Consider the following 11,628-nt stretch of genomic DNA (forward strand, 5'->3'; position numbering starts at 1 on the left):
ACTCATGACTTTTGCACCTCAGATCAAAGTGGCCGCCACGTACATGCGCGGCGGCACCAGTAAAGGCGTGTTCTTTCGCTTGCAGGATTTACCGGCAGCTGCACAGCAACCCGGTGCAGCCCGCGATGCTTTGTTATTGCGCGTCATTGGTAGCCCCGATCCGTATGGCAAGCAAATCGATGGAATGGGTGGCGCGACTTCAAGCACAAGTAAAACTGTCATACTGTCCAAAAGCACCCGTCCTGATCACGATATCGACTATCTGTTCGGTCAGGTGTCCATCGACAAGGCATTTGTGGACTGGAGTGGCAACTGCGGCAATCTGTCTGCAGCCGTCGGTCCCTTCGGCATCACCAACGGCCTGGTCGATCCGGCGCGCATCCCTCAAAACGGCATCGCAACCGTTAGGATTTGGCAAGCAAATATCGGTAAAACTATCATTGCGCACGTTCCCATCACCAATGGTGCAGTTCAGGAAACAGGCGATTTCGAACTGGATGGCGTGACATTTCCGGCAGCGGAAGTACAGCTCGAATTCATGGATCCGGCCGCTGAAGAAGAAGGCTCGGGCGGTTCCATGTTTCCGACCGGAAATCTGGTTGATGACCTTGAGGTCCCGGGTGTCGGTACATTCAAAGCCACCATGATCAATGCGGGCATTCCCACGATATTTGTCAATGCCGCGGATATCGGCTACAAGGGCACCGAACTTCAGGACGACATTAACAGCGATACCAAAGCGCTGACCATGTTCGAAACGATTCGCGCCTATGGAGCGGTTCGCATGGGATTGATCAAGCATATCGACGAAGCCGCAAAGCGCCAGCACACGCCAAAAGTGGCTTTTGTCGCACCCCCAACGGATTATGTCTCTTCCAGCGGTAAAAAGGTTTTGGCAAGTGATGTCAATTTGCTGGTGCGCGCACTCTCAATGGGTAAGTTGCACCACGCAATGATGGGTACTGCAGCCGTTGCAATCGGTACGGCCGCTGCCATTCCGGGCACGCTGGTCAATCTGGCCGCAGGTGGTGGCAATCTTGACGCGGTACGCTTTGGGCACCCATCGGGCACTTTGCGGGTGGGTGCGCAGGCCGAACAAATCGATGGCGAATGGAGCGTCACAAAAGCCATCATGAGCAGAAGCGCCCGTGTACTGATGGAGGGCTGGGTTCGCGTACCCGGCGATGCGTTCTAAGTCAACTACACTAATCACTTCACAGACGCCGCCGATTTGTGCGGCGTTTTCATTCGTTCGTTACGCACACCATGTCTCAATATATTTCACTCGCTCTGGTCATTTCGTTCAGCATGTTCACTACGTGCACATTTGTTTTCTTTATTTCGGGCGCATATTTACTGTTTTTTAAAATCGACCAGACCAACAGATTATTCAAGCACCCATACTTGCGCGAGCAAGCTTATTCGAAATATCCATTCAGCATTCGCATGAAAATCATTCTGGATTATTTTTTGCGACTCATGTTTCCAAATCGTAAAATCGGCCTTGCCGGACAAGCCAACCAGCTGCTGCGCCACGTCGACATCGACGATATTCCCTGGAATATTAAATGGCCCATCGTCGGGCTTTGGTCTGCAAGCGCATTGGGCATGGTAGCCATGCTGGTACTTTGGACGCTGGTATTAACTGGCGCCGCAAAATAAGGACACTTCCGCATATGTCACTCGATATCACTCAAGACACTGAACACAGTCGATTCTCAACCGTCGTTGACGGCCATAGATGCGTCATCGACTACTTACTCAAAGATGGTGTCATGACCATTACGCATACAGGCGTTCCAGATGCAGTTGGCGGACGAGGCATTGCCGCGGAACTCACGCAATTCGCGTTGGAATCGGTGCGCAAGGCAGGCCTGAAGGTTGTGCCGGTTTGCAGCTACACAGCTGCCTACGTCCGACGCCATCCTGAATTTGCAGATATTCTCAAAAAATAAATAATACTTAGTTGCCTGACCGCTTGGCTTGCACAAAACGTATGAACCAGAACATTTAAGTCTTATATAAGATATAAGACACTTGCTACGTACATTGCTTCGATCTACAATCACTCTCACCCACCCACTTTTCAAAGGCGATCCCATGCTTCAAGCCTACCGCCAACACGTGGCAGAACGCGCTGCCCTTGGCATTCCTCCCCTGCCCCTATCCGCAAAACAAACAGCCGAGCTGATCGACCTGCTCAAATCCCCCCCTGCGGGCGAAGGCGAGTTTCTGGTTGAATTGCTCACGCACCGCGTACCTGCAGGTGTGGACGATGCCGCCATGGTCAAAGCAGCCTATCTGGCAGCAGTAGCCAAAGGCACTGAGAAGTGCTCATTGATTTCCCGCGCAAAAGCAACCGAACTGCTGGGTACCATGCTTGGTGGTTACAACATCGGCCCGCTGGTCGAACTGCTTGATGACGCCGAAGTCGGCACAATCGCTGCCGATGCGTTGAAAAAAACCTTGTTGATGTTCGATGCATTCCATGACGTCAAAACCAAGGCGGATAAAGGCAACGCCAACGCCAAAGCCGTGCTGCAAAGTTGGGCCGATGCCGAGTGGTTCACCAGCCGCCCGGAAGTTCCAAAGAGCTTGACCATCACTGTATTCAAGGTACCCGGTGAAACCAACACCGACGACCTGTCGCCTGCTCCAGACGCTTGGAGCCGCCCTGACATTCCTTTGCATGCCCTGGCCATGCTCAAGAACCCGCGCGACGGCATCACACCGCAAGACCCCGGCAAAGTTGGCCCCGTCAATTTCATCAATGATCTGAAAAAGAAAGGACATCTTGTCGCCTATGTTGGCGATGTGGTCGGTACCGGCTCGTCGCGTAAATCCGCGACCAACTCGGTGCTGTGGTTCACCGGTGAGGACATTCCATTCGTTCCGAACAAGCGTTTTGGTGGCGTATGCCTCGGTAACAAGATCGCCCCGATTTTCTATAACACCATGGAAGATGCCGGCGCACTGCCGATCGAACTCGACGTGGCCAACATGAACATGGGCGATGTGATCGAGCTTCGTCCATATGATGGCCAAGCCCTGAAAGACGGCAAAGTGATCGCCAAATTCGAAGTCAAATCAGAAGTGCTGTTTGACGAAGTTCGTGCAGGCGGCCGTATTCCACTGATTATCGGTCGCGGCCTGACAGGCAAGGCACGTGAAGCTCTTGGCCTGCCACCCTCAACCCTGTTCCGTCTGCCACACAATCCAGCCGATACCAAAAAGGGCTATACCCTCGCCCAGAAGATGGTTGGTCGTGCCTGTGGTTTACCAGAAGGCAAAGGCGTGCGTCCAGGCACATATTGCGAACCCAAAATGACTTCCGTGGGTAGCCAGGACACCACTGGTCCGATGACCCGCGACGAACTCAAAGATCTCGCCTGCCTGGGCTTCTCTGCCGATCTGGTCATGCAGTCCTTCTGCCACACTGCAGCTTATCCCAAGCCGGTGGACGTCAAGACGCACCACACACTGCCACAATTCATCAGCACCCGCGGCGGTATTTCCCTGCGTCCGGGCGACGGCGTGATTCACTCGTGGCTTAATCGCATGCTGTTGCCCGATACCGTGGGTACCGGTGGCGACTCCCACACGCGCTTCCCGATCGGCATCAGCTTTCCGGCCGGTTCAGGCCTTGTAGCTTTCGCCGCAGCCACTGGCGTCATGCCGCTGGATATGCCCGAATCAATTCTGGTTCGCTTCAAGGGGAAAATGCAGCCAGGCGTCACTTTACGCGACCTGGTCAACGCCATTCCTCTCTACGCAATCAAGCAGGGTCTGCTGACCGTTGAAAAGCAAGGCAAAGTCAATGCATTCTCAGGCCGTATTCTCGAAATCGAAGGCCTGCCGGACCTGAAAGTCGAACAGGCTTTCGAACTGTCTGATGCATCCGCCGAGCGTTCGGCTGCCGGCTGTACCGTACGTCTCAACAAAGAGCCCATCATCGAATACATCAACAGCAACATCGTGATGCTTAAGTGGATGATCGCCAATGGCTACGAGGACGAGCGTAGCCTGGTTCGCCGGATTCAAGCAATGGAAGCATGGTTGGCCAACCCCCAGTTGCTGGCACCCGATGCCGATGCGGAATACGCAGCTGTGATCGAAATCGATTTGGCCGACATCCATGAACCTATCGTGGCCTGCCCGAATGATCCCGATGATGTGAAGACATTGTCCGATGTCGCCGGTGCCAAGATCGATGAAGTGTTTATCGGCAGCTGCATGACCAACATCGGTCACTTCCGGGCTGCATCCAAGCTGCTTGAAGGCAAACGCGACATTCCGGTCAAGTTGTGGCTGGCCCCTCCCACCAAGATGGATGCCACTCAGTTGACGGAAGAAGGTCACTATGGAGTATTCGGTCAAGCAGGCGCGCGCACCGAAATGCCAGGTTGCTCGCTTTGCATGGGCAATCAGGCGCAAGTCCGTGAAGGCGCGACGGTCATGTCGACCAGCACCCGCAACTTCCCGAATCGTTTGGGCAAAAACACCAATGTCTATCTTGGCTCTGCCGAGTTGGCAGCGATCTGCTCCAAGCTGGGCAAAATCCCGACCAAAGCCGAATACATGGCCGACATCGGTGTCATCAACGAAAACGGCAGCAAGATCTACCAATACTTGAACTTCGACAAAATCGAGGATTACAAGGACGTTGCCGATCAGATCGAAGCTTGAACCATCGATTAAAACCCCTCGGACGTTCGATCTTCTGTACGTTCAAGGGGTAAACAAACCGGTTCTCCGATTAAAAACCATCCGAAAGGGATGGTTTTTTTTCGTCCTTCATTTTGCGCTTCACTGCCTTGTCATACAGGAGTAGCATGATCCGTATCAGTTGAGTTGTACATCTAGTATTTACCGGGAGAACGATGATGAAGCACAACACCCTGAACACACTGAAAAAATTCAAAACAGGAAAGAAACAGGCGCATTTCTACTCCTTGCCGGCACTAGGCAAATCGCTTGGGATCGACATGACCAAACTGCCTGTTTCGATTCGTATCGTCCTCGAATCGGTATTGCGAAACTGCGATGGGGACAAGATCACAGAAACCCACATCAAAGCGCTTGCAAACTGGCAACCGAACGAGAAACGCGAAGAAGAGATTCCTTTTGTCGTTGCTCGCGTCGTTCTTCAAGATTTCACCGGAGTGCCATTGCTTGCGGATCTTGCAGCGATGCGGGATGTGGCTGAAAAAATGGGTAAACGAGCCAAATCGATAGAGCCACTTGTACCGGTCGATCTGGTCGTCGATCACTCGGTCATGATCGATTACTTCGGTACAAAAAAATCCCTTGATCTCAACATGAAGATCGAATTCGAGCGCAATCAAGAGCGCTATCAATTCATGAAATGGGGGATGCAGGCATTTGATACGTTTGGCGTCGTCCCTCCGGGGTTCGGTATCGTTCATCAAGTCAACCTCGAGTATCTCGCCCGAGGCGTCCACCATGACAAAAAACACGATATTTACTACCCTGATACGCTGGTCGGAACCGATAGCCACACCACCATGATTAACGGCATCGGTGTTGTCGGCTGGGGAGTCGGCGGCATCGAAGCGGAAGCCGCAATGCTCGGGCAACCTGTTTATTTTTTAACACCTGATGTTGTGGGAGTTGAACTGACAGGCCAACTTCGCGGGGGTGTCACAGCGACCGATCTGGTACTGACATTGACTGAAATTCTCAGACGTGAAAAAGTGGTCGGTAAGTTCGTCGAATTTTGCGGCCCAGGCACAGCTAGTCTATCCACAACAGATCGCGCGACTATCGGCAACATGGCACCAGAGTATGGCGCAACGATGGGATTTTTCCCTGTCGATGATAAAACCATTGAATATTTCAAGGGAACCGGACGCACCAAGCAAGAGGTCGCCGCGCTCAAAGATTATTTCAAGGCACAGGAAATGTTCGGCATACCCGATGCCGCTGATATCCACTACACCAAATTGATCAAACTCGATCTCGGATCGGTGGTACCCTCACTTGCAGGTCCAAAGCGACCGCAGGATCGAATCGAAATCGGCGACGTGAAGTCGACATTCACCACTTTGTTTTCCAAACCGATTGCGGAAAACGGATTTAATCAACCCCCTGCCAAATTAGGGCGTGAATTCACAACCTCCACGGGATCCATTCTGCGCAATGGTGACATTCTGATCGCAGCGATCACCTCTTGCACCAATACATCCAACCCTAGCGTCATGCTCGCAGCCGGCCTACTGGCCAAGAAGGCGGTTAAAGCGGGCCTGAAAGTTCGCCCACATGTCAAAACATCGCTTGCCCCCGGATCTCGAGTTGTCACGGAATATCTTGAGCGAGCCGGCTTGCTCAATTCGCTTGATGAGCTCGGATTCAATGTCGCGGCCTATGGTTGCACAACATGTATTGGCAACGCGGGAGATCTCGCGCCGGAATTTAATCAGACGATCATTGATGACGATCTTATTTGTGCAGCCGTTTTATCCGGCAATCGCAACTTCGAAGCTCGAATCCATCCCAATCTGAAAGCTAATTTTCTTGCGTCACCTCCCCTTGTGGTCGCCTATGCGATTGCAGGCAATATCACCCGGGATCTCATGACCGAACCTGTCGGCAAAGGAACTAAAGGGGATGTCTATCTGGGCGACATTTGGCCCACCGCCAAAGAGGTCGAAGATTTAATGCGATTCGCGATGGACCCGAAAGTCTTTCGTAAAAACTACGATCAGGTTCAGAGCAAGCCAGGCAAACTCTGGGAACATATCGAAGGCGTCACCGGAAACATATACAACTGGCCTGAATCAACCTACATCGCCAAGCCTCCCTTCTTTGATCACTTCGCTATGAAGCCGGATGCAATGCCTTCGATAACCGGGGCACGAGCTTTGGGAATTTTCGGTGATTCCGTAACAACCGATCACATCTCGCCTGCAGGATCGATCAAAGAAACATCTCCGGCGGGACAGTGGTTGATCGAACATGGGATCCGTAAAGAAAACTTCAACAGTTACGGATCCAGACGCGGCAATCACGAAATCATGATGCGCGGCACGTTCGCCAATGTCAGAATTAAAAACCTTATGATTCCGCCGAGACCGGACGGGTCACGCATCGAAGGCGGAGAAACGATTCACCAACCCGATGGCCGTCGGATGTCGATTTATGATGCAGCCATGCAATACATGACAACGGGTGTGCCAACAGTCGTATTTGGTGGCGAGGAATATGGAACAGGCTCTTCTCGCGACTGGGCGGCTAAAGGAACTTACCTGCTTGGGATCAGGGCTGTGATTGTGCGAAGTTTCGAAAGAATTCATCGCAGCAACCTGGTTGGCATGGGGGTGCTGCCTTTGCAATTCAAGGGTCGGGATTCTGTGGATTCGCTTCACATTACAGGCAGTGAACTCTTCGATATTGAAGGCCTTGAGCATGGAATCAAACCGCAACAAGATGTCACGCTAGTGATTCATCGACCCAAAGGACATATCGATCGGATACCGTTGTTATTACGAATAGATACACCGATTGAGGTTGATTACTACCAACATGGAGGGATTTTGCCTTTTGTCCTTCGCCAATTGCTATCAGACTAGAAACATTGCACTAAGAGCAACATAGATACATTTGTCGCATCATCCGGATAACAATGCGGTCGACTATTTAGATCGCATTGTTCGTTACACTAGAGGTTCCGATCGTTGTTGTTGACTTTTTATGGCCCGTTCTTCATCCGCTCACACTTCGCGCCTGACTCGTGAAGCGACCCGTCTTGTTACCCTGTCTGTGGCTTTACACAACTCGGGCAGCAGGGTTGAAGATACTTTCTGGGAATCCGAGTTCGGAATATCTCTTACGAAGCTCATGCGTAGCGGCAACGATTCGGCTATTGATATAGCACTTGAATACCTGTCAAAGTGCAATCCTGATGCCTATGAAGTATTGATCGAACAGGCTGAAACCGCATCGGAATCATGCAAAATCGAAAAGGACGATCAGCAGTACGATGTTCTTCTCATCGTTGCTCCAGTCGTTGCCTGGACTAGATACAGCATTCCTGCACCCGCCCTATCCGACTCGGATGCATCCTTGCTCAAGGATGTGCTGCGAACCCAAGTATTGGCCAAAGGCGCTCGTATCGCCTTAATGCCGCAACTGGCAAGTCTGGACCAAATGCCTCGCACATTTTGCGAAACCTGGGATTGGATGCAAAAACTGGGTTTGCAAGCTCTGGGAGGCACAAACGCATACCCTTCACTGAATCAAGAACCCGACGCGGTCAATATGCTGGCTGATACCCGCTATCTGGTTGCAGCAGTCGCCGTACCCAAAGGTCAGGCTATTTTTCGCTGGCAAGAAACACCGGGAGAACAGGGTGAAGGACGTGTTCAAGCACTATCAAACTGGATCGAACACGCCAGACCCGTTTTTTCCAGAATATTGACTGGATGTGGTTTTGAAATTATTTTGCCTGATGCCTTCTATGTCAGTAACCGTGAGGCCGATCGTCAAGTACGCCCTCTTTCGGTCAAAGCGGCCATTTTGTGGCTTTGTAGTGTGCTGAATGTAGAGCCTAATCGTTTACGCGCCATTATTGCCGGTTGCGGTGAAAATCGCGTCGACGAGTATCGGATAGGGTTTACGCAAAAAAACCAGTCCGAAGTCATCTATGGTTGCCTATGGCCCATGTATGAGCGGGAGGATGGCCAAGAATTTTTCGAAGGCGAAGCAGCACAGCCGGACACGCAGGATGAAATAGTCGCGCTCATCAAAGAATGCGGCATCTCCGACATCAGACGTTTACCCGGCATACTGGCTCCCGAGTTTTGTGAAGATTGCGGTGCACCCTACTTTCCGAACCCTTCCGGAGAAATGGTGCACGCTGAGCTTCCCGAAGGAGCCGAAGCAGCGCCAACCCATTTGCACTAATGATGCGGGCAGACATTTTCTGCCGGGTCATTGACAACTTTGGCGACATTGGCGTGGCATGGCGACTTGCTCGTCAATTAAATTCTGAACATGACTGGTCGATTCGACTCTGGGTTGACGATCTGCAAAGTTTTGAAAAGCTCGAACCCAGAGTGCGCAAACAGCCTTCAATCGACGGAATCGAGATCGTTCACTGGACAAATGAAACTGCAGAAAATCCGGCTGATGTCGCCATCGCGATGTTTTCCTGCGATTTACCGGCCACTTATCTCGAAAAAATCAAAATCTCGCCAATCGTATGGATTAATCTCGAATACCTGAGTGCGGAAAACTGGGTTGAATCCTGTCATGCGCTGCCTTCATTGCGTTCGGATGGATTGTCATCCTACTTTTACTTTCCCGGCTTCACCTTGCGAACAGGCGGTTTATTGCGAGAGGTTGATCTAATCACCAGAAGAAATGAATGGCTCGACCATCCGGCCGCACAACTCTCCTTTCTGAAATCCCTTGGAATATCGACTCAGGCTCTTGAAGCATGGCAAGGAAAAAATCAACAACACAAGGCTAAGCTCATTTCGTTGTTCTGCTACCCGAATGCCCCAATACATTCCGCCGTCGAATTACTGACTAAATCAGATACTGCATCTGTGCTTCTGATACCAAAAGGGATCGCACCACATCTGCAAACCAGTCGAATCGGCAATCTTTTCATAGAACGCATTCCTTTCGTTCCTCAAATCGATTACGACAAGATACTCTGGACATGCGACTTGAATTTCGTCAGAGGCGAGGATTCAGTTGTGCGTGCAATCTGGGCCGGCAAACCTTTCATTTGGCAGATTTACAGTCAGACCGAGAATACTCACCTGGTCAAGCTGGATGCCTGGCTGGCACGCTCCGGTCTGCCGCAATCCGTTGGAGAACTTTTTCGCTCCTGGAATCCACCTTCGGATCAATCCAGAAATGCTCCCGACCAACTGTCGATGCATGCGACTGATCAGGATTTTTCGAAGTTTTTTAGAATAAACCTCGCGAATCCGGCCTTCGAAAACTGGCAAGCCCATGCCAGTCGTTTAACCGAAACGCTTCTCAACATGCCTGAGCTGGCATCCTCGCTTGACCGCTTCGTCCGCAACAAGTTAGCCAGTTAGAGCAATATCGGCCCAGAAAGGCTAAAATAGCGGGCTACTCCGGAATTTAGCCCCGGAGATCTTCTGTTCTACCGGAGTGTTAAAGAATGAAAACCGCACAAGAGCTGCGCGTGGGCAACGTTGTCATGATCGGCAAGGATCCGATGGTGATTCAACGCGCCGAATACAGCAAATCAGGCCGCAATGCGTCGGTCGTCAAATTCAAATTCAAAAACCTGCTGACAGGCTCGGGATCCGAAACAGTCTCCAAGGCTGACGAAAAGTTCGACGTTGTCGTGCTCGAGCGTAAAGAGTGTAATTACTCTTATTTTGGCGATCCCATGTATGTTTTCATGGATGCTGATTTCAACCAGTACGAAATCGAAGCCGAAAGCATGGGTGACGCCCTGCACTACCTTGAGGAAGGTATGCCGGTAGAAGTCGTGTTCTACGAAGGTCGCGCAATTTCTGTCGAGTTGCCCACAATCCTCGTTCGCGAGATTGTCTATACCGAGCCTGCGGTACGTGGCGACACCTCGGGTAAGGTCATGAAGCCTGCCAAAATCAACACTGGTTATGAGTTGCCTGTTCCACTCTTCTGCGATATTGGTGACAAGATCGAAATCGATACGCGTACCGGCGAATACCGCAGCCGCGTAATGTAATCTTGGCAGTATGTTGTTAGCGATGCGATGCGCAAATCAGCGCGTCGCTCGTTCAAGCTCCTCCAACCATCGCAAAGCGTGCTCTTTATTTGCACCGCACATCTCATCGGATGGTTGTAACCCCCCACAAAATGCAGGTCGACCGGGCTGACCGAATATCGCGCATCGATTATCGGACATCAACTGCACGCAACGCATGCCCGCGGGCTTACCATCGGGCATACCCGGTATCGGACTGGTAATGGATGGAGCGATGCAGCAAGCACCGCAATCCGGACGGCAGTTCATCATGGCATGAAAGTCGGTATGGCTCGAAATACTCGATCCCTACTGCATTCTATCCGTGTCCAGAAAATCAGGTAGGGCGACCACTGCGATACCCTCCTCGGCAAGTGCTTCACGCTCCTCACGTGTTGCGGTGCCTCTGATCGGGCGCTCTTCAGACTCACCTTCGTGTATGCGCCGCGCTTCTTGTGCGAATTTATCGCCTACGTTTTCGGTCTTGCTGATGAATTCGCGCATTTGCACCATGATAGCGGCTTGCAATTGTGCCAGCTCGGGCGATGCGGCCGTTACCGGCTGGGATGCGATCGGAGCAATATCGGATGAATTCGAAGGCGCAGAAGACTGGTCAGCCTGCTGATGGCTTGCTTGCCTCTGAGCTTCATTGAAATGACCCACGTTCAATCTGGGTGCGGATAATCTTTTTACGATCGAGACACTTTGACACATCGGGCACGTTACCAGCCCGCGCGCCTGTTGCGCGTCATAATCTTCGTGCGAACCAAACCACCCCTCGAAGAGATGGCCATTTTCACACTGCAGATCGAATACTTTTAATCCCATAACTACTGTATAAGGTCGAAAATCAAAAAATCAACAGCAAAGTATAACTGAGCGCCTGTTCAATA

The 11,628-nt window shown here is 51.5% G+C and carries 10 protein-coding genes; 8 read left to right on the forward strand and 2 right to left on the reverse strand.

All coding sequences use genetic code 11. The features are described 5' to 3' along the window. Positions 1-4 precede the first annotated feature (4 nt). From prpF to efp, 8 genes are all read left to right on the forward strand, one after another. On the forward strand, positions 5-1,195 hold the full coding sequence (gene prpF / locus G3I67_RS05340) for a 2-methylaconitate cis-trans isomerase PrpF (RefSeq protein ID WP_163652308.1): 1,191 nt from the start codon (positions 5-7) through the stop codon (positions 1,193-1,195). Positions 1,196-1,266: 71 nt separating this feature from the next. Continuing rightward, on the forward strand, positions 1,267-1,662 hold the full coding sequence (locus tag G3I67_RS05345) for a hypothetical protein (RefSeq protein WP_163652310.1): 396 nt from the start codon (positions 1,267-1,269) through the stop codon (positions 1,660-1,662). A 14-nt stretch (positions 1,663-1,676) separates the two neighbouring features. Next, on the forward strand, positions 1,677-1,955 hold the full coding sequence (locus G3I67_RS05350; protein WP_163652312.1) for a GNAT family N-acetyltransferase: 279 nt from the start codon (positions 1,677-1,679) through the stop codon (positions 1,953-1,955). 145 nt (positions 1,956-2,100) lie between these two features. After that, complete coding sequence (gene acnB / locus G3I67_RS05355; RefSeq protein WP_163652314.1) at positions 2,101-4,686, forward strand: bifunctional aconitate hydratase 2/2-methylisocitrate dehydratase; 2,586 nt, start codon at positions 2,101-2,103, stop codon at positions 4,684-4,686. Positions 4,687-4,883: 197 nt separating this feature from the next. Further along, entirely contained in the window at positions 4,884-7,589 is a 2,706-nt protein-coding gene (gene acnA / locus G3I67_RS05360) for an aconitate hydratase AcnA (RefSeq protein ID WP_163652876.1), read from the forward strand. Between the two features lie 121 nt (positions 7,590-7,710). Beyond that, positions 7,711-8,922 (forward strand): DUF2863 family protein, encoded by a 1,212-nt coding sequence (locus tag G3I67_RS05365; RefSeq protein WP_163652316.1) that lies wholly within the window; start codon positions 7,711-7,713, stop codon positions 8,920-8,922. A 2-nt stretch (positions 8,923-8,924) separates the two neighbouring features. Next, a complete protein-coding gene (gene earP, locus G3I67_RS05370; RefSeq protein WP_235931736.1) occupies positions 8,925-10,073 on the forward strand; it encodes an elongation factor P maturation arginine rhamnosyltransferase EarP in 1,149 nt (382 codons plus the stop codon). A gap of 86 nt (positions 10,074-10,159) precedes the next feature. Next, entirely contained in the window at positions 10,160-10,717 is a 558-nt protein-coding gene (gene efp, locus G3I67_RS05375) for an elongation factor P (RefSeq protein ID WP_163652321.1), read from the forward strand. Between the two features lie 36 nt (positions 10,718-10,753). Here efp and G3I67_RS05380 read toward each other — a convergent pair whose 3' ends face one another. After that, the gene (locus G3I67_RS05380) at positions 10,754-11,005 is read right to left on the reverse strand and encodes a YkgJ family cysteine cluster protein (protein WP_163652880.1); all 252 of its coding nucleotides are present in this window, start codon (positions 11,003-11,005) and stop codon (positions 10,754-10,756) included. Positions 11,006-11,044: 39 nt separating this feature from the next. Continuing rightward, positions 11,045-11,563, reverse strand: coding sequence for a DUF1178 family protein (locus G3I67_RS05385; RefSeq protein ID WP_163652323.1), 519 nt, complete (start codon positions 11,561-11,563; stop codon positions 11,045-11,047). Positions 11,564-11,628 lie beyond the last annotated feature (65 nt).

The sequence above is a fragment of the Sheuella amnicola genome (assembly GCF_010499255.1).
Lineage (GTDB): Bacteria > Pseudomonadota > Gammaproteobacteria > Burkholderiales > Burkholderiaceae_B > Zwartia > Zwartia amnicola.

Bases quoted from the DNA above. Each gene is read 5' to 3' on its own strand.
- G3I67_RS05380 (WP_163652880.1), bottom strand. From the start codon at position 11,005: ATGAACTGCCGTCCGGATTGCGGTGCTTGCTGCATCGCTCCATCCATT.
- earP (WP_235931736.1), top strand. From the start codon at position 8,925: ATGCGGGCAGACATTTTCTGCCGGGTCATTGACAACTTTGGCGACATT.
- G3I67_RS05365 (WP_163652316.1), top strand. From the start codon at position 7,711: ATGGCCCGTTCTTCATCCGCTCACACTTCGCGCCTGACTCGTGAAGCG.
- acnB (WP_163652314.1), top strand. From the start codon at position 2,101: ATGCTTCAAGCCTACCGCCAACACGTGGCAGAACGCGCTGCCCTTGGC.
- efp (WP_163652321.1), top strand. From the start codon at position 10,160: ATGAAAACCGCACAAGAGCTGCGCGTGGGCAACGTTGTCATGATCGGC.
- G3I67_RS05350 (WP_163652312.1), top strand. From the start codon at position 1,677: ATGTCACTCGATATCACTCAAGACACTGAACACAGTCGATTCTCAACC.
- G3I67_RS05385 (WP_163652323.1), bottom strand. From the start codon at position 11,563: ATGGGATTAAAAGTATTCGATCTGCAGTGTGAAAATGGCCATCTCTTC.
- acnA (WP_163652876.1), top strand. From the start codon at position 4,884: ATGAAGCACAACACCCTGAACACACTGAAAAAATTCAAAACAGGAAAG.
- prpF (WP_163652308.1), top strand. From the start codon at position 5: ATGACTTTTGCACCTCAGATCAAAGTGGCCGCCACGTACATGCGCGGC.
- G3I67_RS05345 (WP_163652310.1), top strand. From the start codon at position 1,267: ATGTCTCAATATATTTCACTCGCTCTGGTCATTTCGTTCAGCATGTTC.